A 25,987-nucleotide genomic window follows, 5' to 3' on the forward strand; every position below is an offset into this window, starting at 1 on the left:
TCGACGTCCTAAAATTTGCGCAAAAAACAACTCGCGGATGCGGCGAAAGTGGAGTTTGGTGACGGTTCGCGCGGAATTCGTGACCAATCGAGCATCCGCTATCCCGTAAGAAAAAATACAGGTGTATATTTATATGCTGATTATTGCTGTGCCCAGATTGCAATTAAACGTGGACAGAGATGATGAATGCTAAAACTGGGCTTAAGGACAGGGGAGGCTATAGCCTTATGAGACGAGTGGGAACACTTGGCTTGGTGGCAGCGCTTGCCGCTATCTTGGCATCACCGTTGCCGGCGAATGCCGAAGACACTTCGGGTGCCGTTACCTACAATGCGGGAAATGGATATTCCTTTGAGAAACTCTCGCATCCTTCGGTAGGAACGTCGCAGCCTGATGGCATCGTCGACTACCAGGGTGACGGTGTCGTTGCCGTCCCGGGCACCGACGGTAACACGGCCAATAACGAAGGCGATCGCGGCCAGAGCTACACTTGGGCGGCTGCGAGCTATGGTGACTGGCTTTATGTGGGCACCTGCTATGCGGCGATGGGCAACACGCTTACGCTCATGAACAGTACGCTGGGCGATTCCTTTGATGTCGAGACCATGCGCCTGACGCTGGAGGCCATGTTTAACGGCACGTTCTTCTATGGACAGCAGAAGGAGGACGGCACGGCCGACAAGGACAGCGGCGGCATCTTGGTCAAGATCAATACCAAGACCGGTGAGACCAAGCTGCTACTCTCTGAATCGCTCAACGGCGTCGCTCCTTTGTTCCGCAATGCCGTGAGCTATAAGGGCAAGCTCTATTTCTGCGGCAGCGTCAGGGCCAATGGCGGCAAAAGCGGTCTGCCTGCTGTATATGAGATTGATCCTAAGACGGATGAGTACAAAGTTGTCTATCAGGGCCTTTCGAGCATGCAGGATTACGGTGCCGCCTACAAGCAGGGCATTTCTACCGGTATCCGCGGCATGTGTGTCCATGATGGCCAGCTCGTCATCAGTAATGTGGGCAAAGACGCGGCCGGTAAGTTTGTGTCGACAATCCTGACGTCGCCTGACCCGTCAAAGGGCCAGGACAGCTTCACCGAGATTGCCAACTCGGACACGTTGTTTAACTATCCGGCGATTCGCTATCAGGACAGCATCTACGGCGGCGCCATTTGGGATATGGTCTCGTACAATGGCCATCTCTATGCGACCATCTGCACCGGTACGCCCGAGAACGCTCCCGATGATAATTCCATGCAGTCGTTTGCCATGGTTCGTGGCGACAAGAACGCCGACGGCAGCTATTCGTGGACTCCGATTGTCGGCGACAAGGCAGACGGTGCAAAGTACTGCTTTGGCATCGATCCTGCCCGTACCCGTTCTGGCGCTGCCAACCTCGTCGTCTACAACGACTACCTCTATATCGGTGAATACAACGACGAGGAGATTGCTCTCGAGCGCATCCTGTTCAACAAGTCCAGCACCGAAGAGGGCGGCAAGAGCAGCATGGGCGGCGTTGACTGCTCGTTTGTGAATGCCAATCTTGAGCAGTCGGTCAACATCTATCGCATGGACAAGGACGAGAACATGGAGCTCGTCGTTGGCGATCGCACTGATATGTTCCCCGAGGGCGGTATTTCCGGCCTGACTTCGGGCTTTGGCCGAAACGAGAACCAGTACATTTGGCGCATGCAGAAGTTCGACGGCAAGCTGTATATCGGTACCTTTGATACCGCGAGCCTGCTTGAGCCGATCGGCCAGTTCTCCAATGGCGACATTATCGATATGACGCCCGAGGAGTGGGAATCTCAGGTTCAGCGCCTTAAGGACCTGCTTGATCACCTGCTTGACGTGAATTTGCCCGATGCCCCCATCGTTCCTGTGGACACGCTTGCGGACGATGATTCAAACGAGGCCGTCGAGGTCGATGACGAGAAGACCGAGGCCGTCGAGGTCGATGACGAGAAGACCGAGGTTGCTAAGGGCTTTGGCGATCTAAGCGATGCGCTGGAGGATGCCACGGGCGATCTTTGCGATCAGGCCGCGACGATGTCCCGGGACTTTGAGGACGACGCAGCTTATGTCCAGAAGATCGATGGCGAGATCGCGTACTTCAAGTCCTTTGCCGACCAGTATCAGGACATGCTCGATAGCTATGAGAGCCTGAAGCAGCAGTACGAGGATGCCTATGGCACCGAGCTGCCGGGTGATATTCAGGATGCGCTCGATAAGCTGCTGAGTGCGGAGAACCTCAAGAAGTTGCAGAGTGTCCTTACGTGCATGTGCTACCTGCGCGATGCCGAGCGCGGCTTTGATATGTATGTGACCGAGGACGGCGTGAACTTTACGACGCTGACGACCAATGGCTTTAACGATCCGTATAACCATGGTCTGCGCACCTTTGCGGTGACCAACCAGGGTCTGTGCCTTGGTACCGCCAACCCGTTCTATGGTTGCCAGGTCTGGATCCAGCGCAAGGAGAATTCGGAGAATCCGGTTGATCCCGGTACTCCGGATCCGACGGAACCCACCGATCCTTCGCAGCCGGGTGGCGGCGATCAGCCTGGTGGCAGCCAGACGGGCGGCAACGACCAGTCGAGCAGCGCCACGACCACCGTCACGACGACCGCTAAGAAGACTCCGAAGGACGGCTCGCTGCCTCGCGCTGGCGACTCGACCCTCACGCTGGTCTTGGGATTGCTGGTTGCAGCTGCCGCAGTGCTTGGCATTGCTCTCGTCTTGCGCAAGCGTTCTCGTCGCTAGGCTCGACCACGCAGCTCAATGCCTTGGATATCGTCGAAGTCGATGGCGATATCCCTGAGTTTGAGCAGCTTGAACGCGGGTAGCACTTCGTCGAGAATGCCCGTGCGGCTACGATAGCCGTACATATCGTAATAGGTGACACGCACCAAGTCGCCACGTTTGAGGCCCTCGAGCTTTTTCGAAAGCTCGAGGGCTTTTTCTTCTGTGAGCTCGCATTTGGGTTCGACGGTGATTTCCTGCTTGCGTACGAGCTCGTAGTATCCCGTGAGGGCGGCAAAGGGCATAAACTGCGCGGCACGGCCGGCACGGACGGCGCCGTTGGCGGTGAGCTTGGGGTCGGCGGATCGACGTCTTCCCTCGGGGTCCGCTAGACGTTCAAAAGGCGTCGGTGGCCGCATCGGCTGTTGTTGGGACTTAGGCACGATGTCCTCCTACCTGATCGTTGCGTTCGCGTGCGGTGGCGCCGGTGGTGAAGCTTAATCCCTTGACGAGCGCGTTCTTGCCGTACTTGCCCTTCACGGCCAGGACGGCGCGCGCCAGGTCGCGCTCGCGCTCATCGGCCTTAATATCGCTAAACAGATCGATGGTGGCAAATTCCTCGGGCATGAGGTTGCCAAATCCCAGGTTGATGCGCTTGACCGGTCGTTTGGGATCGACAGTCTGCGCCCAGAGCTCATCGAAATAGCCCATGATCTTCTTAAACGAATTGGTGCGCTCGGGCAGCTTGCGGGATGCATTGGAATGTGCGAACAGCGCAGCATAGCCACCACGCGGTTTGCCGCCGTGCTCTCCCACAAAGATGCCGTCGATTGCCTGTGCTTCGCGCACCAGGCGGTGCCGTTCGTCATCGCGTTGGACGGGCCTGGGCGCACGGGGTGCGAGCTCGGGGCCGGCGGTTGCGGCGGGTTCGATGCTCGACGTGCTTGAACGCAAATGCCCGCATCCGTCTACATATTGCGCTGTGCCGCTGGCGTCGAGGCGGCGTATGCCGGCGCGCTCGCTCGCGTAGCCTACAAAGAGCGAGATGCTGTCGCACACCACGTGCTTATCGACTAAGTCCAACACGGCGTTGTCGACCATCTCGCGCAAGACGGTGTAGGCCTGCTCGTAGGCATAGCCTTTCGATAGCACTTGCCCCGTGGTTGTTGAGGTTACCTGCGGGCGATAGGCCTGAATATCGGCGATAGTTGTCGGCTCGCGCCCAAAGGCGTGGTCGATAAGATACTCGGCATTGACGCCGAGCTCGTCGTAGAGCAGGTTTTCGTCGAGCGCCGCGACGCCCATCAAATCGTAGACGCCGTATTTTTCGAGTCGCGCTGCCACGCCGGGCCCGATGCCCCAGATGTCGGTGATGGGGCGGTGAGGCCAGATTTCCTTGCGGAACGTCTCGTCGTCGAGTATGCCGATGCGGCTGGGTACGTGCTTGGCGGTAATGTCGAGTGCCACCTTGGCCTGGAATAGATTGGGGCCGATGCCAACCGTTGCCGTGATGCCGGTGCGCGCGAGGACCTCATCGCGCAACATACAGGCAAAGTCTTTGGCATTAGTGTGGTAGAGGTCCAGATAGGGTGTCACGTTGATAAAGCACTCATCAATTGAGTAGACGTGAATGTCTTGCGGGCTCACGTATTCCAGATAGATACCGTAGATTTTCGCCGACACTTCCATGTAGTGCTGCATGCGCGGTACGGCCTTGATGTAGCCGATGCCGTCGGGAATCTCGAACAGACGGCATCGGTTGTGTATCCCGAGGTCCTTCATGGCCTGTGTGATGGCGAGGCAGATGGTCGTGCGCCCGCGCGATTCGTCGGCAACGACCAGGCACGTAGTGAGGGGGTCGAGTCCGCGGTCGACGCACTCGACGCTGGCGTAAAACGTCTTAAGGTCGATGCAGATATAGGTGTGACGCTCGTGCCCCACGCGTCCTCCCATCAAACACATGTTCTTATCGAATACATGTTCGATAATACCCGCTCATCCGGACATCGTCAAAACCTGCCAAAAAGGGACTGGTTTGTTTTGGTAGGTATGGTCGTGCGGCTGCATCGGGGTTTTAACGCAGCTCTAAAGAGTGCGAAACAGCCCGGAAAACCTCGCTTCGTAGCATGAGCCTAACGATTGATATCGCCTATACGCACGGAAGGGTTGTGGGAAAGATGGTCAATTATGGGTTTGGTATGCCGACGCGCCTTGTTGCGGATGGAGACGTGGCTCGCTGGTGCGGGCGATTGGTTGCTCACTACGGTGGTACCAAGGCACTGGTCGTGCTGGGCGGTGACAAGCATACGTGCGATGAGCTTGTCTCGGCGGCACTTGGCTCGCTTGATCGAGCACTACTCGAGCGTGTACTTTTCCGCTGCGGCTCGGTTGAGGGCGACGGGGAAGACGAGCTGATCGACGAAGCCGTGGCCCTGGCGACCGACGAAGGCGTGGACTTTGTCTTGGCGATTGGCGATGCCGATACTGCTGGCTTTGCGCGCGAACTCGCGCGTCGCATGGCGGCGCTCGATGCCGGCGAAGACGGCTTTGTGCCTTATGGATGCATTGTCTCGGAGGGCAAGGTGCCTGCTGTCGTGGGCACCGGCGAGGTTCCCGTTTTTGCCATTATCGCGCCCGAACTGCTGGAGGGCATCGGGTCTCCTCTGCGTGAGTTGCTCGGTAGCGTCTGCGCCGCGGCCTAATATTTGCCAGAAAAGGACGGGTTATTTTTGGTTGGTAAAGCGTTTGACCTGCCAAAATAAGCCTGTCCCTTTTTGATCGGCTGCCGTTTGGGGGCCGATTGGCAACGCTCGCTGATTGTAGTCTTGACCTGCGCTAGAATAGTGGCATCTGAATGTCCGGGTGCATGGAGGCGTGCGCCCGTATGCTGAGGAGGACTCTATGGCAACTGTTGCCGCACCTATCGATGCTACGTCGACTGCCGCTTGGAAGGCACTCGAGGCTCATCAGGAGAAGCTCGAGGCCGATGGTATCGACCTCAAGGCCTGGTTCGCCGCCGATGCCGAGCGCGTGAACAAGCTGAGCTTTGACGCCGGTGACCTGCACTTCGATCTGTCGAAGAACCTGGTGACCGATGAGACCGTCAAGCTGCTGTGCGATCTTGCCCGCGAGGTGAAGCTCGAGGAGCGCCGCGACGCCATGTTCTCCGGCGAGCACATCAACACCACCGAGGACCGCGCCGTCCTGCACACCGCGCTTCGCCGCCCGGCAACCGAGAAGGGCCAGCTCATCGTCGACGGCCAGGATGTCGTCGCCGACGTGCACGAGGTCCTCGACCGCATGTATGCCTTCGCCGAGCGCGTGCGCTCCGGTGAGTGGAAGGGCGTTACCGGCAAGAAGATCGAGCACCTGGTGTCTATCGGCATCGGCGGCTCCGACCTGGGCCCGGTCATGGCTTACGAGGCCCTGCGTCCCTATGCCGACGCCGGTATCGACTGCCGCTATATCTCCAACATCGACCCCAACGATCAGGCAGAGAAGCTCAAGGGCCTCGATCCCGAGACCACACTCGTGATCATCGTCTCCAAGACCTTCACCACGCTCGAGACCCTCACCAACGCCCGCGAGGTCAAGACCTGGATGCTCGAGCAGCTCAAGGCTCAGGGCGCCATCGACGGTTCCGATGAGCAGAACGCCGCGGCCGTGGCCAAGCATTTCGTCGCCGTTTCCACCGCACTCGACAAGGTCGAGGCCTTCGGCATCGACCCCGCCAACGCCTTCGGTTTCTGGAACTGGGTCGGCGGCCGCTACTCCGTCGACTCCGCCGTGGGCCTGTCGCTGATCGTCGTCCTCGGCCCCGAGCGCTTCCAGCAGTTCCTCGAGGGCTTCCATGCCATCGACGAGTACTTCTGCAACACGCCGCTCGAGAACAACGCCGTCGCGCTGATGGGCCTGCTCAACGTCTGGTACGTCAACTTCTTCGGCTCCAAGAGCCACGCCGTGCTTCCGTACTGCCAGTATCTGCACCGTTTCCCGGCCTACCTGCAGCAGCTCACCATGGAGTCCAACGGCAAGCATGTCCGCTGGGACGGCAGCGCCGTGACCTCCGACACTGGTGAGATTTTCTGGGGCGAGCCCGGCACTAACGGTCAGCACGCCTTCTACCAGCTGTTGCATCAGGGCACCGTGGTGGTCCCGGCCGACTTTATCGCTTTCGCCAACACTGCCAACCCCGCAACCGACAGCGGCCAGGATGTCCACGAGCTGTTCCTGGGCAACTTCCTGGCCCAGACCAAGGCGCTCGCCTTTGGTAAGACGGCCGATGAGGTGCGCGCCGAGGGCACGCCCGAGCAGATCGTCCCAGCCCGTTGCTTTGAGGGCAACCGCCCGACGACCTCGATCTTCGGCGACACGCTGACCCCGTTCGCACTCGGCGAGCTCATCGCCCTGTACGAGCACATCACGTTTGTCGAGGGCACGGTCTGGGGCATCGACTCCTACGACCAGTGGGGCGTCGAGCTGGGCAAGCAGCTTGCCAAGCAGATTACCCCGGCCTTCCACGACGACGCCGCCAAGGCCGAGCAGGACGCTTCGACCCAGGCGCTCATCGAGTTCTACCGCGCTCACCGCAAGTAGTCGCTGCTGTTAACGCATCGCGCCTTATAGTCAGGGGCCCGTATCCGATAGGATACGGGCCCCTTTGCTTTGCCGTGGTCCCGGGGCGCACGGCCTTTGTGGAACATCGCCGGGGCGACGCGCGCTGCGAGAACCCTGCGCCTAGATCTCGGCCTCCGCATGGCCTCGCTGCGCCTCGGGCAGCTCCCCGTAGAACGGATGGTCTTCGAGCCTAAAGCGCTCGACCTGTTCGGGAGTGCGACCGCGTACAAAGAGCCACGAGCGATCAATCGGCGTCGCCATGAGCGTGCTGGGCAGCGCGTCGGCGCGGTCGGAAAACACCCGGGCACTCTCGGGATCCTGGAACGCCAGCACCAGATGCGTGTCGCAGTTGCCCATGATAGAGCGTGCGCGTGCCTCGCCATAGAGCGCATCGAGCTGGTTGGTCGACTGCAGCAGCAGCGTTGCCCAGATGTTGCGGCTTCGGATAATCGAGAGCACGTTGTCGATCTGGGGGATCTGCAGATTTGCGAAGTCATCGAGCATAAAGCGCACGGGCACGGGCAGGCTGCCGTCGGGCTGCCTATCGGCCTCGCGAATGAGGCCCATAAACGCCTGCGTAATAAAGAGGCCGGTCAGCGGATCGAGATTGCGGTCGATATCGCTCACGGTTACAAACAGGGCGCAGGGGGTGTGTCCCATGGAAGCGAAGTCCACCTGATGGCACTCACGATAGAGCTGTGCCGCACCGTCGAATCCCAGACACATGACCTTTTCGGCAAGGATGCCGACGATGCTCGCGTGCATGCGCTCGGCATTTTGCGTAATGGCGTAGCGCCGCCATAGCGAGAGGGCATAGCTTTGGGGGTCGGTCGTGATCAGGTCGTCAAACAATCGACCCGTGGCACCGTCCTGCAGGTGCTCGATCAGCTTGATGACCGAGCTGATCGTCTGCTCGTCGGCGGGTAGCTGTTCGGTGACGTAGGCGATAAGACACGACAGCAGGTTTGCCGCCGCATGATCCCAAAAGGGTTGGTTGTTGTCCTCGATGGGGCAGATGGCCTTTGCCACCGAGAGAATGTCCTGCTGGTTGGGCCTGCCGTCCGCCTTGCGGCGAATGTGCTTCAGGGGGTTGTAGCCGCAGCGCTCGATGCCGGGCGCAAGGGCCGGGACGGTGTTGAGGTCGGCGAAGTTGAGACGTTGCACGCGGTAACCGTGGGCTGCCAGCACGGGTCCCACTTCGCGACAGAGCGTGCCTTTGGTGTCGAGCACGATGTAGCTTGCGTTCATTTGCAGCAGGTTGGGCTTGAGGACGTTTCGGGTCTTGCCGGCTCCCGAGGGGCCGATCACAAGTGCATTGTTGTTGAGTCCCGTTTGGCGGGTGTCGCAGGAAAGCGTTCGATCCTTGGCGAGGATGGTGGACGATGCGGACTCAGATGCGGCGAGGCGGCTGACGAGGTTAGACATGGGCGACCTCCTTGGTGGTCGAGAGGATTTCGTGGGCAAAGCCGAGCTCGACGGCGCGCTCGGCCGAAAGGTAGGTGTCTTTTGCAGTGAGGGACTGGATGCGCTTGGGCGTGAGGCCGCTGCGGTCCGAGAGGATTTGCGTGAGGGTCTTGCGGGTCTGCATGAGACGCCGGCTGGTTTCCTGCAGCGCAAGTGCCGAGCCGCCTGCCCCCTGGGGGATCAGCGGGTCGTGAATCATAAGCTCTGCATGGGGCGCCATACGGCGATCGTCGCCGCCCATAAAGATCACGGCGCCCATGGACGCGGCGAATTCCAGGCAGACGGTGCGGATGGGGCACGATGCGAGGCGCATGGCGTCATAGATCGCAAGACCCGATCGCACGCTTCCGCCGGCGCTGGCGACAAATATGGTGATGGGGCGGCTGGGGTCGGTGGCATCGAGCAGGCGGATCTGCTGGCATAGGTCGTGGGCCATCGGGGTTTCGATATTTCCCATGACGGAGAGCTCGCGACGGGCGAGCATCTCATCGTAAATGCTGGTGAGCGTGATACCTCGGGCGGATTCACGCATGGTGAGGGGGCTGATGATGGGGGAATGATTGGTGTCCATGAGGACTCCTTTCTGTTGGTTGTGTTGTGGAATAGGATTGTTGCCCGCGGAGGGGCTGGCGGGCTACAGGGTTCGTCCGAGCCTGAGATCGAGCTCGGTTGTGGGGCAGGCTGCCTGTTCGTGCGGCTCGCAAGCGCCAAGGGCTCCAAAGCGATGGAGCGTTGCGACGGGCGTGGTGTAGGCGAGCCGCAGCTGATGCTCGACAGGGGCACATCCGTCATTTTTGTAATGAGCCGCGTAGTACTGCGCGATGCTGGCGTTCATCTCGCTGCCATTGCGATGGCGCTCAAACTGGCGTCTGCAGGTCTCGATGATCTTTGCTACCGACTTGGGTGCCGTCGCGGGAACAAGGGCGAGATAGCCCTCAAATAGCTCGTTGATGCTCAGGAGGCACAGCAGGTCGATCAGCGTCCTTATGGCTGCTCCCTCGGCGGAAAAGTGCGCGGTCATGCGGTTATATCGGTTGCGGTCGACGATGGCTGCATGGGGTCTCGGAGTTTTCTGCCCTGTGGTCCCGGGCTTTTGCCGCGCCTGTGTATTGAGCTCGACGTTGCAGCGCTTGAGGCCGTCCAACGGAAGGAACAGTGCGGTGCGCAGGGTGTTCCGCTTGCTTTCGAGTTCATGACGCTCGTCGGGTTCCCATTCGAGCTTGAGTTTCGTGTCGAGCGCCGTAAGCATATGGGCTAGGCAGCCTACGGTAAGAACGTACGAATCGTTGTCGCGTTTTGGGGCATAGGGGTCTGTCAGCTTGCGAATGTCGGGGTCGCCCATGATCTTTGTGCAGCGCTTCAGCAGTTGAGGGTGGTCGGCCAAGATCGTCGCGAGCGGTAGCGACGCGTAGTTCTTGATGGTCGCGGCGGCAAAGGCGGCGTCATATTCGTTTGCATATGCTCGCTCAATGCGGGCATCCAGAATGCTTTTCTTATCGCCGTCTTCAGCGTGATGGTTTGTCATAGCTTCTCCAATCGGTTGATGTTCGTGCTGTTTGTTGATGTGTTGGTTGTCGTGAGTGATGTGCTTGCCGTGGGTGATGTGCTGACGTTGGGGTGCTATGCGGTTTTCAATGTGCCCGTGAGGCAGTTGCTGCAGGGGCGGGATAGGACGGCCCATGCAAGGCGGAAGGCATCGTGCTCAAAATCGAGACAGCAATGCCCGGGGTGCCTCACATGTGGCAGTTACCTCATTAAGTTGTCATTGCGTTTGGGGTTGTACTTTGCCGATCTTCTTTCTCTTACACGCTAAAACTCAAACTTCATATGCTCGATCTACTTAAAACCGCAACGGCGGTCTTTTATCAACTTATATGTCGGAACGCGTCTTTGCAAGTACTTTTTTGCGTTTGTTTCAAATGGGGTGGTTTTGCAACCGTCATACGCGCGCTGTGCGAACGTGCCCCGGCTCGGATAAGATAGTGCGCGATAAAAACGATGCAAGGAGGCATATATGGCAATCAAAGCCATTGCGATGGATATCGACGGTACGCTCACCAACGACCAAAAGGTCATCAGCCCGCGTACGCGCGAGAAGCTGCTCGCGGCGCAGGAGTCGGGCATTAAGCTCATCTTGGCTTCGGGCCGTCCCGCATGGGGGCTGCACGCCTTGGCGCAGGAGCTCGACCTTCAAAACCATGACGGTCTGCTAGTTGCCTTTAATGGCGCGCATGTGGTCGACGCTCAGACCGATGAGGTGCTGTTCGATCAGGCTATGCCTGCCGACGAATTGCATCGCCTGATTGATCACCTGCGTAATTTTGACGTGATTCCTATGATTTCGCTCGGTCGCGATTTGCACGTCGAGGACTCGTACCATTGCATGATCACGCTGCCTGACGGCTCGCAGAAGAATATCGTCAAGTATGAGCGCGACGCGTGCGATCTTAAGATTCGCGAGGTCGAGAGCCTGCACGAGGTCGCTGATGCTTATCCCGTGGACAAGCTACTTACTGCGGGCGATCCTGCCTATCTGCAAGCGCATCACGAGGAGATGTATGCGCCCTTTAAGCAGACGCTTTCGGGCATGTTTACGGCCGACTGGTACTTTGAGTACACGGCGCCCGGTATCGACAAGGCCCGTGCGCTCGAGGGTGCCCTGCCCAAGCTCGGCATCGATGCCAGTGAGGTCGTATCGTTTGGCGACGGCCAGAACGACAAGTCCATGATTGAGTGGGCCGGCACCGGTATTGCCATGGGCAACGCCGTCGATGAGGTTAAGGCTGTAGCCCAGATGGTGACCGCCAATAACAACGAAGATGGTATTGCAGTGGCGCTGGATAAGCTGCTGGGCTAGAATCGCCGATAATGCATGGTTCGGGCGCCTGCTTACAGGCGCCCTTTTGTTAGGGAGGGTGCCGTGTCCGCATTTCCGTTCGACGCCGTTATCTTTGACATGGACGGCGTCATTGTCGATACCGAGTATTACTACCTGGGCGAGACTGCCGCGTTTGCCAAGGAGCTTGGGCTTAACCTGACTCAAGAGGAGTTGAATGGGCAGGTCGGTACCTCGCATCAGTTCTTCCTGCATATGCTGGTCGATTGGTTTGAGCGCGCCGGTAAGGGGCATTTTACTGGCGAGGAAGCGTTGGCCCGTTGGGACGAGTGGGCGCATAAGCGTCCGCGCGACTATCAGGCTTTGATTAACCCAGGCGCCGTGGATACGATTCGAGAGCTGCCGCGCCGTGGCGTTCGCGTGGCGCTTGCCAGCTCGTCTCCCATGGTTAGCATCGAGGAAGTGCTCAATGCGTGCGGGCTGTCGGATGCCTTTGAGTATGTGGTGAGCGGCGAGCAGTTTAAGGAGAGCAAGCCCGAGCCCGACATCTACCTGCATGCGCTGGACCTGCTGGGGCTGCCCGCGAATCGCTGCTGCTGCGTTGAGGATTCGGTGCCCGGCATCACTGCCGGCAAGCGAGCCGGCCTGACAGTTATTGCCAAGCGCGAGGAACGCTTTGGCTTTAGCCAGGATGCCGCGGACAAGATTATCGACCAGCTGCCGGAGCTGCTCACGCTTTCTTAGGAGCGCGGTAGTTGCGCGTTTTTCGGGTCTGATGAGTAAATAGCCAACATTTTGGTGCGACACCTAGCATACTTTAAGCTAATGCGGGCTTAAGGGCTTGTTGAATGCCCTTAAGCCCGTTTTAGAATAAATTGTGCTGGGAGAAGGTATATGCCACCGACTGAAGGGCTAACTGACGGTAAAGCAGCGATACCGCTGTACCAACAGGTCATTGATATCATTAAAAACGAAATCAACTCCGGCGCCTACAAGGCAGGCGCGCGGATACCCAACGAATTCGAATTGGCTGAGAGCTATAAAGTTGGCCGCGTTACCGTGCGACGCGCTATTGAGGAGCTCGTCCAGCAGGGCTATCTAACGAAGCGACAGGGGAAAGGCACGTTTGTCAATGCCCCCAAGCTCAAGCGCAAGATTCGCCAGAAGGATGACGTTCAGAGTTTTTCGGACGCATGCCGCGTTAACGGAATGGAACCGGGGGCGTGTGTCATTTCGAGAAAGATACTGCCGGCGGATTCCACCGAAGCACAGTTCTTTGGTGTTCCCGTTGGAACTGACTTGATTTGCGTTGAGCGCGTGCGCACTGCCGATGGAGTCCCCGTCATGCTCGAGAACAACATATACGTTTACGAGGACAACGCCTATCTATCAACGGCACCTCTATCTAACCAATCCATTTTTGAGTTCGTGCGTAACCGGACGGGCCGTACGCCCGCGTTTACCGACCCGTGCACACTCGAGATCGCGTGCGCGTCGCCCGAGGTCGCTCGGCTGTTGGCAGTTCCCGTTGGCGAACCCTTGTTTTATATGGAAGCCTTCTTTTTTGATGAGCAGCGGCGGCCGTTTATCATCGGTCGTCAGCGGATCGTTGGGTCTCGCTACGTTTTTGACATCTAGGACATTGCGAATGGAAGCGCCCGGTGGATCATCTCACCGGGCGTTTCCATACCGTTCACGGCGCAAACGCGACCGTTCAACCGCGTTGCGGCAATCAGTTTGAAATTATCTTGATGAAGGAAAAAGCTGCTGGTAATCTATGGGACGTCATAGAACGTTTGCATTGTGCAAACGTTGAAGCGAGATGCGATGCAGTCTCGAGTTCTTTGGAGGTATCTATGTCAGATACGAAGGCGAAGAAGACAAACAGACGTTTTAAGTTCAAATTACCGCATGTCTATACGATCATGTTCTTGCTGATCGTTGTCTTTGCGGTCCTGACTTGGATCGTTCCCTCTGGTCAGTATCAACGCAAGACGATTTCGACAGCGGCGGGCGAGCGTGAAGTCGCCGTTGCTGGAACCTATGAACAGGTCGATAAGAACTACACCGATTCCGAGACCGGCGAGACCATCAATCTGGGTCAGGATATCTTCGCGGTTCTGCAAGCGCCCACCAAGGGTATCCAAGAGGCTGCCGACGTCGTTGCGTTCGTCTTATTGATTGGCGGATCGTTCGCGATCATCACCAAGACCAACGCTTTGAATGCCGGCATGAGCCGTGTGATTAAAAAGCTCAAGAACAAGGACATCCTCATCATTCCCATCACGATGACGTTGCTGTCCATTTGTGGCACTACGTTTGGTATGTCTGAGGAAGCCCTGCCGTTCTATGCCATCTTCATTCCCATCATGATGGGTATCGGTTATGACTCGATGACGGCATTCATCATCTGCTTCCTTGGTCCTAACCTGGGATATTGTGCTTCGACCATCGACCCGTTTAATGTTTTGATCGCCCAAGGCATCATTGGCATCGAGGGTAATCCGCAACTGTGGCTGCGTGCCGTTTCTTGGGTCATCTTCACTGCCGTCGGTATCGCATGGGCCATGCGCTACGCCATGCGCGTCAAGAAAAACCCCGAGTCGTCCATTGTGTACGAGGACGATAAGCTCAAGCGTATTGAATTTTCCGTGACCGATGCCTCCATCGAGGAAGAGTTCACTATCCGTCAGAAGCTCGTGCTTATCGATTTTGCTTGCGGTATGGGCATTATCGTCTGGGGTCTTGTTACCCAGGGCTGGTACATGAATCAGATTTCCGCCGTGTTCCTTGGCATGGGCTTGCTTGCCGGTATCCTGGGCGGCCTTGACCAGCAGACGATCGCAGAGGAGTTCGTTAAGGGTCTCGCCGACTTTGCGTACGCTGCCGTCGTTATCGGTATCGCTCGCGGTATTCTGGTCATCGCCGAGGGCGGCATGATCATCGACACCATCCTCCAGGCGCTCGCTACTGCACTGGCCGGTGCACCTGCCGCCGTCTACACCACGTTTATGTATATCGTCCTTGGCCTGCTCTCTTTGCTGGTTCCCTCGAGCTCTGGACTTGCGGCGCTCACCATGCCCGTCATGGGTCCGCTGACCGAGCTTATGGGCCTCAATCCCGAAGCCGCCGTTACCGCGCTCCAGTTTGCTAATCAGACCATCAACACCATCAGTCCCGTGGCGGGCATGACGGTTGCCGGTCTTGCCGTGGCAAAGATCTCGTTTGGTCAATGGTGGAAGACCATTTGGAAGTTCTTCATTTTCATGGTCGTCTTTGGCCTGATCGTAACGGCAATCTCTGGCATGCTTCCGGCGTAGGTGGTTGTGATGTCTGATCGTTTGACGGTCCTGACGTCTAAGAGCGTCTTTACCGGTACGGGGGACCTGCCGTTTGAAGGTTTCGTAGCGGTCCGTGGCAATCGAATTGAGGCTGTTGGCACCAAGTGTGAGCTAGCTTCGTATTTGACCCAGGCGGACGAGGTAGTTGACCTGGGCGACCGCACCGTCATGCCTGGCCTGATCGATGTGCATACCTTCTATACAGGCTGGGCGCTGCGGACGTTGGGGCCTGATCTGTCCGGCATCGCTGATGCCAAAGAGGCCGTGTCGCTCTTGCGTGCATGGAAAGAAGATCGTCCGGATTGCGCGGCGGCTTTTGGCCACAACCTACCCGAAACGTTGGCATCGGATGCCGAGAACGCAAATACAGCAGCTGTGTTTGACGAGTGTTTTGGCGATATCCCCGTCGTCTGCTTTACACCGGGCGCGGATACCTGTGTTCTCAATGCTGCCGCCAGTGCGCGATACGGCTTCACACCCCAGGCGTGCTATGCCGAGAAGATCTGGCGCATGATGAGCGATTTCCTCGCGCTGCCCGAGGTGCGTGCAGGGTATTCGGACTACATGAGCATGCTTAACGAACGCGGCGTTACCGCCATCAAGGAGATGGCGTTTGATGACTACTACGGCTTTGCCGACGAAATGGCTCGCCGTGAGGAATCTGGTGAGCTGACGGTTCGCGTCTCTATGATGTCGCAGCCGGTGGGTGCCGGTGCAAATCTTGCATATGCCCGCGAGGCACGAGAGCGCTTCCGGGGACCGTTCGTTCGTTTTTCTGGCTTCAACCGTATGACCGATCGCGGCGTATGGGCGGGGCTTGCCGAGATGATAGAACCCTATGAGGACTCGGCCGATGCGGGCGCTGCCGGCAAGACGGTCGTCGAGGAGCCAGAGTGGGATCTGATTGAGAACGAGCTGCGTGCAATTGATGCTGACGGATTCCGATATTCCTTGCATTGCCAGGGCGATGGCGCCGTTCGTCGCACCGTGGCGCTCTATGCCTCGCTGCCTCGAGACGAGCATGGACGGATGCTTCGCCGCCATGCGATTACCGATCTCGAGAACTCTGACCCGACCGATCTTGTCGAGTTTGGCAAGTTAGGTGGAATTTGCGAGGTCTATCCGCAGATTCTGACGCTGGACCGACGCGAGGATTGCCTGTCGATGATGCGTCGACAAATTGGCGAGACGCGACTTTTGCACAGCTGGAATCGCCGCGGCATGGAAGATTCCGGATGCACAGTGTGCTGTGGAACGGATTTGCCGCTGCTGATTCCGAGCCTGGGCGAGTCAATCTACAGCGCGTGCGGCGGATTCTTCGCCGACGGACTGCCTGTGAATGAGGTCAACACGCTGACGCTTGTCGAGCTCTTGCGCGCTTGGACTGCCGGGGGCGCGTACGATCTGATGCGCGAAGACGAGCTGGGTACGCTCGAGGTCGGCAAGCTTGCCGATATCTGCGTGCTCGATCGGGATGTGTTTGACCTCGATTATCGCGACGCACGCGATCTTGCGGTTGATATGACGATGTCGGACGGACAAATCGTGTTCGATCGAAATAAGGAGGCATAAGATGTCTGAATCCAAACCGACGCTGCGCCGCGAGCAGATTGCGGGCATGAATATCCACTACATCATGTGGTCGCTCGATTACTTCCTTGATGTGCAGCAGCGTTTGGGCTTTGAGTCCATTGAGCTGTGGTGCGCAGAGCCGCATGTGACGCTCGACCATACGGGCTACTTTGAGGCTGAGGTCCTGGCGAAAAAGGCTGCAGACCGTGGGCTTAGGTATCGTACTCTGTGCCCCGAGAACGTTGTCTATCCTTGGCAGTACTGCGCACGCAAGCCGCTGCATGAACAGCGCAGTCTGGCGTACTTTAAACACGGCATTGAGCTTGCCGAGGTACTTGGGTGCGACCGTATGTCCATCAACTCGGGCTGGGGCGACTGGGACGAGGACCGCGAGGAAGCCTGGAAGCGCAGCCGCGAGCACTTGTCCATTCTGGCGGAGTATGCCGGCGAGCACGGTCTGGTGCTCACGATGGAAAGCCTGCGTCCCGAGGAGAGCAACCTTGTGACGACGGTTTCCGATGCGAAGCGCATGATTGACGAGGTCGCGAGCCCGTACTTACAGCCCATGGTTGATACAACCGCGATGGGCGTTGCAGGCGAGACGCTCGAGGACTGGTTTGCCGCCTTTGGTGATGGGGCAATTCACGAGATGCACTTTATCGACGGTGACCCGTATGGCCATCTGGTGTGGGGCGATGGCAAGCACGATATGGACGCCTTCGTTGCCACACTCAACGCCCATGGTTTCGACGGCATGCTGGGCCAGGAAATCACGGACGGTCGTTACTACGATGACCCGGCGGCGGCTGATGCCAAGAACATGGCCGCATTCGAGAAATATCTGATTGACTAAAACAACTATCGGCCACGCAACCAACGTCATTGATTGCGGCCCAAACAAGAAAGGAACTGGATATGAACGCACACGATCTGATCAAAGAGGCAATTGCCGAGAAGGGCAAGTTCGACAGCGTCTACTGGATTGCTTGTGGTGGCTCCATGATCGATTTGATCCCGGCTCACGAGCTTCTGCAGCGCGAGGCAACCACCTTCACTTCGTATATCTATACGGCTCGCGAGTTCGATATCATGCGTCCGCGTCGTCTGGGCGAGAAGTCCCTGGTCATTGCTTGCAGCCACAGTGGCAACACCCCCGAGGTCGTTGAGGGCTGCGAGATTGCCCTTGCCGCCGGCGCTACGGTGATCGCCCAGACCGACAACGCTGGATCTAAGATCGACTCCGGCAGGTGGACCACGTGGGTCTACCCATGGGGCGAGGGCGTGCCGCAGGCTGAGGTCCCCGCTGGCATTTCGCTGTCGCTTGCGGCCGAGCTGCTCGATCAGCAGGAGGGCTACGCCGATCTTGCCGATATGTATGCCGGTATCGCCGAGATGGATAAGATTCTTCCCCCGGCACGTGAGAAGGTAAATGCCGAGCTGGGCGATCGTTTTGCCAAGCTTTGCCAGGAGCACGAGTTCTTCTATATTCTGGGCAGCGGTCCCAACTTTAGCCAGACCTACGGTTTCGCTATCTGCTCTCTTATGGAGATGCAGTGGCAGCACTGCAGCTACATCCACTCTGCCGAGTACTTCCATGGCCCCTTCGAGGCTACTCAGGATGGCGTTTTTTACTTCCTGCAGATGGGCTCCAGCGAGTGCCGTGCTATGGACGAGCGCGCCCTGGCGTTCCTTAAGACGCATACCGATACGCTGATGGTGCTCGATGCCAAGGAGTACGGTATGGAAGCCGTGCCGGCGAGCGTCCGTGCCTATCTGGACCCGGTGCTGTTCTACGCCATGAACTGCGAGCTGCGTGCTGCACGCGGCAAGGTGTTTGATCACGATCCCGATTTCCGTCGCTATATGGGTGTTGTCGAGTACTAGAAGGGACAAAGGCCATGGCATTTAACGTTAACGCGCTCGGATTTGGCGACAACGTCGTCGATCGCTACGAGCATATCCACACCATGTATCCTGGCGGCAACGCGGTGAACTTCGCCGTTTATGCCAAGAAATGCGGTGCCGCACGTTCCGCATACATGGGCATTTTTGGCAATGACGCCGCTGCCGAGCATGTCATTGCAAGCCTCGAGGATGAGGGTGTCGAGCTTGACAAGTGCGAGCAGATGATTGGCGAGAACGGAGCGGCTCGCGTGACCGTCGTTGACGGTGACCGTGTCTTCCTCGGCTCCAACGAGGGCGGTATCCGTGGCGATGCGCGCTATGTCCTCGATCGCTTTGACCTTGCGTACATGAAGCAGTTCGATGTGGTTCATTCGGGCAACTATTGCTTTACCGAGCGCGAGCTGCCCAAGCTGAAGGCTGCGGGCGTCACGGTCTCTTTTGACTTTTCGGACGACTCCACCGACGAGTACTACGAGCAGATTGCACCCTACGTCGATTTTGCCTTCTTTAGTGCGGCGGATGCCGCGAGTGAGGACGAGATTCGCGAGCGTCTGGCATGGGTGAAGGGCCTGGGTCCGCGTTTTGTGTCGGCTACGGCGGGTGCCGAGGGCTGCATTGCTTACGACGGCGAGCGTTATTACCGCCAGCTGGCTAAACCGGTAACGGACATGAAGGACACCATGGGAGCGGGCGACTCGTTCCTCACTTCGTTTTTGATGTGCTATCTCGATTCCGCCAAGCGTGGAGAGGATGGCGCCGAGGCTATCGAGCGCGCGCTCGACTTTGCTGCCGGGTTTGCCTCGACCGTGTGCGGCATGGAAGGTTCTTGGGGCCACGGAGCACCAATCGTCGAATAGCCGAGCGGTCCCGGGGAGGTGCAGGATCCTCCCCGGGACCTCGTGTGCAAAAAATGCCAAATATGAGTACTGTGACTAATTTAGTCGCAGCAAAATCAACCCCTTCAGACGTGATTTGAGCGTCTGGAGGGGTTTAAGATTTGCGAAAACGCAGGATGAATGACTGTAATAGCTTTAATTAGCGGACAATCGAGGATTATTCTGGCGGTTGGAAAGTTAAAAGAAATGTATCCATTCCGGTAGCAGTACTCATATTTGGCATTTTTTGCACACCAGGGGTTAGCGAAGGTCAAAAAAAGAGCGCGCATTTGTTAAAACTATCGACTCGATGCGCTTTGCGTCGCAGTTTTTGAGCGAGGTGATGCGTTCTGAGGTCCTTGTGAGCGACCTGATGAGCGACTGCGCGCTTGTTTCTGTGTTTGGCTCGGCCGGCGCATCGGTCTCGAGCAGTAGGCGGTCGAGTGGAATCTGTCGTGCGTATTCGCGACCGCGCTTGGTCGCGAGCATGCGTTCGTTGACGGAAAAATAGCAGCCCGCATTACGCGCGCGGGTGAGTTCGTCCGAAGTGCCGCTAAACCAGTGGAAGATGATAGCGGGGGAGTCGGGGTTTGGGATGAGTAGTCCATGCGATTCGAGGACGTCCAGTACGGCTCCTGCCGAACGAACGGCGTGAATTGATATCACGCGCCCGGTAAGAGGATGCTGCACGAGCGCATCGCAGAGCCGGTTAAGTGCCTGTATTTGTAGCGGCTCACTTCCAGCAAAGCGCGCGGAAAAGTCGAGTCCGACTTCGCCGATGTAGCGTTCTTGGGCAGCAACTTCGCAAAGCAGATTGACTTCGGCAAAACCGCAGTGGCCATCGGCGAGCCACCAGGGGTGAAGCCCAACGCCGGCGATGATGCCCGGGTGGCGACGAGCGCGCTCGTTTGCGGCCGAAAAGTCGCGTGGATCGACGCCGCAATCAAATAGACCCAAGCCCAGCGCCGTTGCCTCATCGGCAACGGCGTCCGGGTGAGCCATTAAATCAAGATGGCAGTGTGCATCAAATAACCGGGGCTCCATCTCGGCGCGCTCCGCTAGTCCAAGCGCTGGCCATCGGCGCGCACGCGCTCGGTGCCGCGGCCACTGATCTGGCGGATAACCTCGCCGGCAATCATCTGGCCCATGATGGGCGGCATAAAGCTGGCGGTTCCGAGCTCGGTGCGCTCGTGGATATTGGAAGGGTCGCGGGGCTGTGTCTTAACCGATTCCTCGCAGCTAAACAGTACATGCAGACTCTTGATTCCGCGCTTCTTGCATTCTTTGCGCATGATGCGGCTCATGGGGTCACGTACCGTATCGAAAATGTCGGCAAAGCGGAGGCACTCGGGATGGAGCTTGTTGGCCCCGCCCATGGAGCTAACCAAACGAATGTCGTGGTCCTGAGCATATTTGGCAATGGTGAGCTTGGCCGAGATGGTGTCGATGGCGTCGACGACGTAGTCGAGCTTGCCGTCCGTCTGCTCCAAAACGCTCGCGAAGAACTCGTCGATATTGTCGCTCAACAGGTATTCGGTGCGCTTGATGACGGTAGCGGCTGGATTGATGTCGTGGATCATGGCTTCCATAACATCGACCTTGCGCTTGCCGATGGTGCTTTGAAAGGCGATGGCCTGGCGATTGATATTGCTGGGCGCGATGATGTCCTTATCCAGAATGACGAAATGACCAATGCCGCCGCGGGCAAGTGCCTCGCAGCAATTGGAGCCCACACCTCCGCAGCCGAGCACCAGCACCGTGGCGGCGGCGAGTTTGTCGAGTGCCTCGCGGCCCATGATGATCTCGAGCTTGGTGTCGCGTGTCTCGTTGGGGGTTGCGGCTGTGGTTTCGGTCATAGACATCCTCCGATGGGGAAGCGAATCGTGTTTTAGCTATCGTCATTATAGGTATTATCGCGATTCCATTTGAGCCCTAGGGGCTTGTTGAAATGAGGCAGTGATTCGCATAAGATGAAGCAGATGGCACCCGTTGCCGCGGGTTGGCCAACTCCCAAACACGTTTGTAGCGTGAGAAGTGGCCGTCTTCGCATTACGCGGGGGCGGCTATTTCATTCGACCTCCAATGTGGATGCCGAGCTCCACAGCCGCGATTACAAGCAATAACAACGTCAGGACATCGTCAATACTCATAGTCCATCTCCTTCTCGGGTAGAGGGAGCTGGCCCATCTGCTTCAACTTCCATTGTAGCTAAATACGAACGAATGTTCTATAGATGTTCCTGTATTAGATAGTTAGACAAACATCTAAATATCGAGTATAGTGTGCGCGTCATGAGAGATGATGAAAGGGGGTCTTATGCCGGGAGAGGGTTTTAAGGCGCTTGCCGATCCAACGCGACGGCGCATTTTGGAGTTGCTGCGCGAGGGCAATTGCACGGCGGGGGAGCTTGCCGAGCATTTCGATATCAGTAAGCCGTCGCTGAGCCATCACTTGGCGACGCTCAAAAACGCCGGGTTGGTAACCGACGAACGTCATGGTCAAAACATCGTATACAGCTTAAACACTACCGTCATGCAGGACTTGATCGGTTGGTTTATGGGCTTTACAAACACGGAAGGTGATAAGGATGAATAACGAAAACAAGGGCATTCACCCCACGGGGGTATCGTCGCGCGTGTGGATTGCGCTGGTCGCTCTGTGCGTCGCCAATGTCGTAGCGCATCTCATGGTGATGCCGAGCTTGCCTGGGCAGATTCCCACGCACTGGGGCGCGAACGGCGCCGTCGACGGTTGGGGTCCCAGCTGGATGGCCTCCGCGCTCGGCGTGCTGCCTCTGGTGCTTCTCGCAATGTTCTGCGTGGTGCCGCGCATCGATCCCAAAGGTGAGGCATATCGAACCTCGGGCAAGTTCTATCAGGGCTTCGTAATCGCCTTCACCTTGTTCATGTGCGCCATAAGCTGGCTGGGAGAGCTTACGGTCTGGGGCGTGGTGCCGGCGGTCGGTTCGGTCAACGTGCTGATTTCCGGTGTTGTCGGTTTGCTGTTCATCGGCGTAGGCAACTACTTGCCGCGTGTGAAGCAGAACTATACGCTCGGTATCAAGACGCCTTGGGCGCTTGCCAATCCCGAGAACTGGCGCCGTACGCAGCGCTTTGGCGGTGCCTGCTTTATGGTGCTGGGTGTTGGCCTGATTGCGATGGGCGTGGCAGGCAGCGTGCTTTCGAGTGAAGTCGTCGCCGCGGTGATTGCGGTTCTGGCGTTTGGTTCGGTTGGAGCCGTCTACGTCTACTCGTATCTGCTGTGGCGCAAATCGCAGCGAGCCGCTCGCTAAGGTTGCGGAAAACTAGCGTACGTAGTTCATAGTATGTTCCGGGGGAACTTTTCCCAGGTAGTATTAGGGGGTATGGGCAACCATGCCCCTTTTTCGTTACGTTTCAGAGCTGGTTTTTCCATTTCGTTTCCACTTAGGCGAAACAAGAATAGAGAAACAGCAGGTAGAAAGGATAAAACAGGCAAATGGCGGAGTTTATCTACCAGATGTATCAGGCTCGTAAGGCCCATGGCGACAAGGTAATCCTTGACGACGTGACCCTGAGCTTCTACCCCGGTGCCAAGATCGGCGTCGTGGGCCCCAATGGTATGGGCAAGTCGACCCTGCTCAAGATCATGGCCGGCATCGAGGAGGTCTCCAACGGCGATGCCAGGCTCACCCCCGGCTACACCGTGGGCATCCTGCACCAGGAGCCGCCGCTCGACGATGACAAGACCGTCATCGAGAACGTGCGCATGGCATTTGGCGATATGATCGCCAAGGTCGATCGCTTCAACAAGATCGGCGAGGAGATGTGCGACCCGGATTGCGACATGGACGCCCTCATGGCCGAGATGGGAAAGCTCCAGGACGAGATTGATGCCGCCGACGGCTGGGATATCGATTCCAAGCTCGGCCAGGCCATGGACGCCCTGCAGCTGCCCGATTCCGACATGCCGGTCAACGTACTTTCCGGCGGCGAGCGCCGTCGCGTGGCCCTGTGCAAGCTGCTGCTCGAGGCTCCCGACCTGCTGCTGCTCGACGAGCCCACGAACCACCTAGACGCTGAGTCGATCCTGTGGCTCGAGCACTTCCTGCATAACTACCAGGGCGCGGTGCTTGCCGTCACGCACGATCGCTACTTCCTGGATAACGTTGCCGAGTGGATCTGCGAGGTCGACCGTGGTCACCTTTATCCCTACAAGGGCAATTACTCCACGTATCTGGAGACCAAGGCCGCGCGTATCGAGGCGCAGGGCAACCGCGACGCCAAACTCGCCAAGCGCATGGAGGCCGAGCTCGAGTGGGTGCGCAGCTCGCCCAAGGCCCGCCAGGCCAAGAACAAGGCCCGTCTGGCTCGCTACGAGGAGATGGAGGCCGAGGCCCGCGCAAGCCAGAAGCTCGACTGGACCGACATTCGCATCCCTGTGGGCCCGCGTCTGGGCAACAAGGTGCTCGAGGCCCATCATCTGCACAAAGAGTTCGATGGCCGCGTGCTCATCGATGACCTTTCGTTCACCCTGCCGCGCAACGGCATCGTGGGCGTCATCGGCCCCAACGGTGTGGGCAAGACCACGCTGTTCAAGGCGATTGTGGGTCTGGAGCCGCTGACTTCGGGCGAGCTCGAGGTGGGCGAGACCGTCAAGATCTCTTACGTCGACCAGAACCGTTCCGGCATCGACCCCGACAAGAACCTATGGGAGGTCGTCTCGGACGGCCTGGACCACATGATGGTCGGCGAGACCGAGGTTCCGAGCCGCGCTTATGTGGCGAGCTTTGGCTTTAAGGGCCAGGACCAGCAGAAGCGCGCTGGCGTGCTCTCCGGCGGCGAGCGCAACCGTCTGAACCTGGCGCTCACGCTCAAGCAGGGCGGCAACCTGTTGCTCCTCGACGAGCCCACGAACGACCTCGACGTCGAGACGCTGTCCTCGCTCGAGGCGGCGCTGCTCGAGTTCCCGGGCTGCTCGGTGGTCATTAGCCACGACCGTATGTTCCTGGACCGCGTCGCCACGCACATTCTGGCGTGGGAGGGCACCGACGAAAATCCGGGCAACTGGTATTGGTTCGAGGGCAACTTCGAGGCCTATCAGGCCAACCGCATCGAGCGCCTGGGCGAGGACGCAGCCCAGCCGCATCGTATTCACCGCAAGCTCACGCGCGACTAGTCGAGCTCAGGTGGCCTAACGAGAATGGGACGATAACCTTGAGGGTTATCGTCCCTTTTTGTTACTTGGTAGAAGGCTCGACTTTATCGATGGTCCAGGCGGCTCCGAGACCGCCGGTGGTGTTGCGGCGGATGCGCACGGTGACTTCGCGGCGCTCGCCGGCCTGCGTGTAACGCAGGGGGAAGCTTGCGCGGTTTCGCGCGACCTCGATGGTACCGCGCTCGCGGGCGATCCAGTAGTACTCGCCGACGATGCCGAGGGTGTCGGCGCCGTAGGGGAGATAGGTTGACAGCTGGTGCAGAAGCGGGCCGGGGCAGAAGATCTCGGTTGTGAAATCGACGGGGAAGTCCTTGGGGATGGCGGGCGCTGCAGGTGCGGGGGTTGGGGCTGCTGCGGGTGCCGGAGCCGGTGCCGGTGCGGGAATTTGGTCGCAAGCAGCGGTGGGCACGGACTTGATGACGGGTGCGGGCTCTGGCGTCGAGTCCGGTTTGATCGTGGAATCTGCGGGCTCCACGGTGACGGGCGCGTCTGCAGCTGCAGTTTCAACCTCAACCTGCGTCGCGTTCTCGTTCTCGACGCTCGGCTTTGCCTCGATGGGCGTGGATGCCATGGTGGTGATGCCGGCGTTGGCGTTCTCGGGATCATAGACGACCGTGAGCGAGATGGCGGGCTGCGGCGTCTCGGGCTCCGGCGCCGACTCGGTAGCGCCTTGATCGGCGGGCTCGTCGGACTGATCGTCCTCAGCCTCGTCGCCAAAGACATCGCTGTTTTGGAACGCAGGCGTCTCAGGCTGGTCAGCGGCTTCTTCGGTTGTCGACTTGGGAGCCTCGTCGAGCTCCGCAGTGGCTTCCTGCTCGGATATGACTTTGGAATCGGTCGTGGCGGCGATTTCGGTTTCGGCTTCTGCTGTTACCTCAATAGCGACTTCGATCTCTGCCTCGGGCTCGGGTTCCGGCACGACTTCAACCATGGCTTCGGGCTCGGGACGCTTAACGTGCTTGGGGCGCACGGCCTTGAGGTCCTTCTCGCCGCGCTTTTTCTTTTTGTAGGACTGCTTGGCGCCCTTGGCAGCTTTGGGCTTGTCCTCGCCTTTGGCAAGGGCGGCATCCCAAGCCTCGTTGGCGATGACGGTGGCATACAGGCGACCGCCCTTAAAGACGGTCAGTCTAATGCAGTCGTCGAGCTCCTCGAGCAGCTCGCGCGTGGACTCGAAGCCCAGGTCATAAGCGGTCATGTCGCCGGCGGCGAGCGCCTCCTCGACCTGCGTCATAAACGTTTGCTTGCCGCACCCAATCGCGTCGCGCAGCAGACGATACAGATAGATGTGGTTGCCCAGCGATAGCGTGGGCGTAACTATTGTCTTGCTCATGGCAAATCTCCTCTATACACACCAAAGCATCTTACCATCGCACGGGCCTTGCCATCTCGTCGCCCAAGGTAAACGGGCGCGACCGTTGCCGGTTCGCGCCCGTTATGCAGGTCGGTTAT

At 58.3% G+C, this 25,987-nt stretch carries 22 protein-coding genes; 14 read left to right on the plus strand and 8 right to left on the minus strand.

Annotated features, from left to right (window positions below):
* Nucleotides 1–227: 227 nt before the first annotated feature.
* Entirely contained in the window at nt 228–2,753 is a 2,526-nt protein-coding gene (locus tag V2391_RS00345) for a hypothetical protein (protein ID WP_329737814.1), read from the plus strand.
* Here V2391_RS00345 and V2391_RS00350 read toward each other — a convergent pair.
* A complete protein-coding gene (locus V2391_RS00350; protein WP_329737815.1) occupies nt 2,750–3,175 on the minus strand; it encodes a hypothetical protein in 426 nt (141 codons plus the stop codon). The genes V2391_RS00345 and V2391_RS00350 overlap by 4 nt on opposite strands.
* A complete protein-coding gene (locus V2391_RS00355) occupies nt 3,168–4,694 on the minus strand; it encodes a Y-family DNA polymerase (RefSeq protein WP_442877992.1) in 1,527 nt (508 codons plus the stop codon). The genes V2391_RS00350 and V2391_RS00355 overlap by 8 nt, the downstream gene beginning before the upstream one ends.
* A 236-nt stretch (nt 4,695–4,930) precedes the next feature.
* On the opposite strand from V2391_RS00355, the gene V2391_RS00360 reads away from it, so the two are divergent.
* Complete coding sequence (locus V2391_RS00360; protein WP_329737817.1) at nt 4,931–5,434, plus strand: iron-containing alcohol dehydrogenase; 504 nt, start codon at nt 4,931–4,933, stop codon at nt 5,432–5,434.
* Between the two features lie 199 nt (nt 5,435–5,633).
* Nucleotides 5,634–7,328 carry a glucose-6-phosphate isomerase gene (pgi, locus tag V2391_RS00365; RefSeq protein WP_329737818.1) on the plus strand — a complete coding sequence of 565 codons (1,695 nt, stop codon included), beginning with the start codon at nt 5,634–5,636 and terminating at the stop codon, nt 7,326–7,328.
* Between the two features lie 141 nt (nt 7,329–7,469).
* Here the strand turns inward: pgi and V2391_RS00370 are convergent, their stop codons facing one another.
* The 3 genes from V2391_RS00370 to V2391_RS00380 form a co-directional block, all read right to left on the minus strand.
* Nucleotides 7,470–8,774, minus strand: a complete 1,305-nt coding sequence (locus tag V2391_RS00370) for a VirD4-like conjugal transfer protein, CD1115 family (RefSeq protein WP_329737819.1) — start codon at nt 8,772–8,774, stop codon at nt 7,470–7,472.
* Nucleotides 8,767–9,384 carry an ATP-dependent Clp protease proteolytic subunit gene (locus V2391_RS00375; protein ID WP_022094432.1) on the minus strand — a complete coding sequence of 206 codons (618 nt, stop codon included), beginning with the start codon at nt 9,382–9,384 and terminating at the stop codon, nt 8,767–8,769. Before V2391_RS00375 ends, V2391_RS00370 begins: the two co-directional genes overlap by 8 nt.
* Before the next feature lie 63 nt (nt 9,385–9,447).
* Nucleotides 9,448–10,338, minus strand: a complete 891-nt coding sequence (locus V2391_RS00380) for a hypothetical protein (RefSeq protein WP_329737820.1) — start codon at nt 10,336–10,338, stop codon at nt 9,448–9,450.
* 489 nt (nt 10,339–10,827) lie between these two features.
* Here V2391_RS00380 and V2391_RS00385 point away from each other — a divergent pair, with 489 nt between their 5' ends.
* From V2391_RS00385 to V2391_RS00420, 8 genes are all read left to right on the plus strand, one after another.
* Nucleotides 10,828–11,670, plus strand: a complete 843-nt coding sequence (locus tag V2391_RS00385) for a Cof-type HAD-IIB family hydrolase (protein ID WP_329737821.1) — start codon at nt 10,828–10,830, stop codon at nt 11,668–11,670.
* A 63-nt stretch (nt 11,671–11,733) separates the two neighbouring features.
* Nucleotides 11,734–12,393, plus strand: coding sequence for an HAD family hydrolase (locus tag V2391_RS00390; RefSeq protein WP_308196326.1), 660 nt, complete (start codon nt 11,734–11,736; stop codon nt 12,391–12,393).
* A 150-nt stretch (nt 12,394–12,543) separates the two neighbouring features.
* Nucleotides 12,544–13,287 (plus strand): GntR family transcriptional regulator, encoded by a 744-nt coding sequence (locus V2391_RS00395; protein ID WP_035138851.1) that lies wholly within the window; start codon nt 12,544–12,546, stop codon nt 13,285–13,287.
* A gap of 218 nt (nt 13,288–13,505) precedes the next feature.
* On the plus strand, nt 13,506–14,969 hold the full coding sequence (locus tag V2391_RS00400) for a YfcC family protein (protein WP_329737822.1): 1,464 nt from the start codon (nt 13,506–13,508) through the stop codon (nt 14,967–14,969).
* 9 nt (nt 14,970–14,978) lie between these two features.
* Nucleotides 14,979–16,562: an amidohydrolase gene (locus V2391_RS00405; protein WP_118081839.1), complete on the plus strand. Its 1,584-nt coding sequence runs from the start codon at nt 14,979–14,981 to the stop codon at nt 16,560–16,562.
* 1 nt (nt 16,563) lies between these two features.
* Nucleotides 16,564–17,415 carry a sugar phosphate isomerase/epimerase family protein gene (locus V2391_RS00410; protein ID WP_117745875.1) on the plus strand — a complete coding sequence of 284 codons (852 nt, stop codon included), beginning with the start codon at nt 16,564–16,566 and terminating at the stop codon, nt 17,413–17,415.
* A 62-nt stretch (nt 17,416–17,477) separates the two neighbouring features.
* Nucleotides 17,478–18,446: an SIS domain-containing protein gene (locus V2391_RS00415; protein WP_329737823.1), complete on the plus strand. Its 969-nt coding sequence runs from the start codon at nt 17,478–17,480 to the stop codon at nt 18,444–18,446.
* 14 nt (nt 18,447–18,460) lie between these two features.
* Nucleotides 18,461–19,324, plus strand: a complete 864-nt coding sequence (locus V2391_RS00420; RefSeq protein ID WP_138374647.1) for a PfkB family carbohydrate kinase — start codon at nt 18,461–18,463, stop codon at nt 19,322–19,324.
* A gap of 279 nt (nt 19,325–19,603) precedes the next feature.
* Here V2391_RS00420 and V2391_RS00425 read toward each other — a convergent pair whose 3' ends face one another.
* Nucleotides 19,604–20,386: a TatD family hydrolase gene (locus V2391_RS00425; protein ID WP_118081837.1), complete on the minus strand. Its 783-nt coding sequence runs from the start codon at nt 20,384–20,386 to the stop codon at nt 19,604–19,606.
* A gap of 14 nt (nt 20,387–20,400) precedes the next feature.
* Nucleotides 20,401–21,198: a tRNA threonylcarbamoyladenosine dehydratase gene (locus tag V2391_RS00430; protein WP_118081834.1), complete on the minus strand. Its 798-nt coding sequence runs from the start codon at nt 21,196–21,198 to the stop codon at nt 20,401–20,403.
* Nucleotides 21,199–21,658: 460 nt separating this feature from the next.
* Here V2391_RS00430 and V2391_RS00435 point away from each other — a divergent pair, with 460 nt between their 5' ends.
* The 3 genes from V2391_RS00435 (at nt 21,659) to ettA (ending at nt 24,499) form a co-directional block, all read left to right on the plus strand.
* Entirely contained in the window at nt 21,659–21,937 is a 279-nt protein-coding gene (locus V2391_RS00435; RefSeq protein WP_022094448.1) for an autorepressor SdpR family transcription factor, read from the plus strand.
* A complete protein-coding gene (locus V2391_RS00440) occupies nt 21,930–22,634 on the plus strand; it encodes an SdpI family protein (protein WP_329737824.1) in 705 nt (234 codons plus the stop codon). The genes V2391_RS00435 and V2391_RS00440 overlap by 8 nt, the downstream gene beginning before the upstream one ends.
* A 185-nt stretch (nt 22,635–22,819) precedes the next feature.
* The gene (gene ettA / locus V2391_RS00445) at nt 22,820–24,499 is read left to right on the plus strand and encodes an energy-dependent translational throttle protein EttA (RefSeq protein ID WP_329737825.1); all 1,680 of its coding nucleotides are present in this window, start codon (nt 22,820–22,822) and stop codon (nt 24,497–24,499) included.
* Between the two features lie 61 nt (nt 24,500–24,560).
* Here ettA and V2391_RS00450 read toward each other — a convergent pair whose 3' ends face one another.
* On the minus strand, nt 24,561–25,868 hold the full coding sequence (locus V2391_RS00450) for a hypothetical protein (RefSeq protein ID WP_329737826.1): 1,308 nt from the start codon (nt 25,866–25,868) through the stop codon (nt 24,561–24,563).
* Between the last annotated feature and the right edge of the window lie 119 nt (nt 25,869–25,987).

The organism is Collinsella sp. CM84Y_54 (genome assembly GCF_036317945.1).
Lineage (GTDB): Bacteria > Actinomycetota > Coriobacteriia > Coriobacteriales > Coriobacteriaceae > Collinsella.

What these genes read in the sequence shown, in the direction of transcription:
- V2391_RS00345 (WP_329737814.1), top strand. Translation starts at nt 228, where the DNA reads ATGAGACGAGTGGGAACACTTGGCTTGGTGGCAGCGCTTGCCGCTATC.
- V2391_RS00355 (WP_442877992.1), bottom strand. Translation starts at nt 4,694, where the DNA reads ATGTGTTTGATGGGAGGACGCGTGGGGCACGAGCGTCACACCTATATC.
- V2391_RS00360 (WP_329737817.1), top strand. Translation starts at nt 4,931, where the DNA reads ATGCCGACGCGCCTTGTTGCGGATGGAGACGTGGCTCGCTGGTGCGGG.
- pgi (WP_329737818.1), top strand. Translation starts at nt 5,634, where the DNA reads ATGGCAACTGTTGCCGCACCTATCGATGCTACGTCGACTGCCGCTTGG.
- V2391_RS00370 (WP_329737819.1), bottom strand. Translation starts at nt 8,774, where the DNA reads ATGTCTAACCTCGTCAGCCGCCTCGCCGCATCTGAGTCCGCATCGTCC.
- V2391_RS00375 (WP_022094432.1), bottom strand. Translation starts at nt 9,384, where the DNA reads ATGGACACCAATCATTCCCCCATCATCAGCCCCCTCACCATGCGTGAA.
- V2391_RS00380 (WP_329737820.1), bottom strand. Translation starts at nt 10,338, where the DNA reads ATGACAAACCATCACGCTGAAGACGGCGATAAGAAAAGCATTCTGGAT.
- V2391_RS00385 (WP_329737821.1), top strand. Translation starts at nt 10,828, where the DNA reads ATGGCAATCAAAGCCATTGCGATGGATATCGACGGTACGCTCACCAAC.
- V2391_RS00395 (WP_035138851.1), top strand. Translation starts at nt 12,544, where the DNA reads ATGCCACCGACTGAAGGGCTAACTGACGGTAAAGCAGCGATACCGCTG.
- V2391_RS00400 (WP_329737822.1), top strand. Translation starts at nt 13,506, where the DNA reads ATGTCAGATACGAAGGCGAAGAAGACAAACAGACGTTTTAAGTTCAAA.
- V2391_RS00405 (WP_118081839.1), top strand. Translation starts at nt 14,979, where the DNA reads ATGTCTGATCGTTTGACGGTCCTGACGTCTAAGAGCGTCTTTACCGGT.
- V2391_RS00410 (WP_117745875.1), top strand. Translation starts at nt 16,564, where the DNA reads ATGTCTGAATCCAAACCGACGCTGCGCCGCGAGCAGATTGCGGGCATG.
- V2391_RS00415 (WP_329737823.1), top strand. Translation starts at nt 17,478, where the DNA reads ATGAACGCACACGATCTGATCAAAGAGGCAATTGCCGAGAAGGGCAAG.
- V2391_RS00420 (WP_138374647.1), top strand. Translation starts at nt 18,461, where the DNA reads ATGGCATTTAACGTTAACGCGCTCGGATTTGGCGACAACGTCGTCGAT.
- V2391_RS00425 (WP_118081837.1), bottom strand. Translation starts at nt 20,386, where the DNA reads ATGGAGCCCCGGTTATTTGATGCACACTGCCATCTTGATTTAATGGCT.
- V2391_RS00430 (WP_118081834.1), bottom strand. Translation starts at nt 21,198, where the DNA reads ATGACCGAAACCACAGCCGCAACCCCCAACGAGACACGCGACACCAAG.
- V2391_RS00435 (WP_022094448.1), top strand. Translation starts at nt 21,659, where the DNA reads ATGCCGGGAGAGGGTTTTAAGGCGCTTGCCGATCCAACGCGACGGCGC.
- V2391_RS00440 (WP_329737824.1), top strand. Translation starts at nt 21,930, where the DNA reads ATGAATAACGAAAACAAGGGCATTCACCCCACGGGGGTATCGTCGCGC.
- ettA (WP_329737825.1), top strand. Translation starts at nt 22,820, where the DNA reads ATGGCGGAGTTTATCTACCAGATGTATCAGGCTCGTAAGGCCCATGGC.
- V2391_RS00450 (WP_329737826.1), bottom strand. Translation starts at nt 25,868, where the DNA reads ATGAGCAAGACAATAGTTACGCCCACGCTATCGCTGGGCAACCACATC.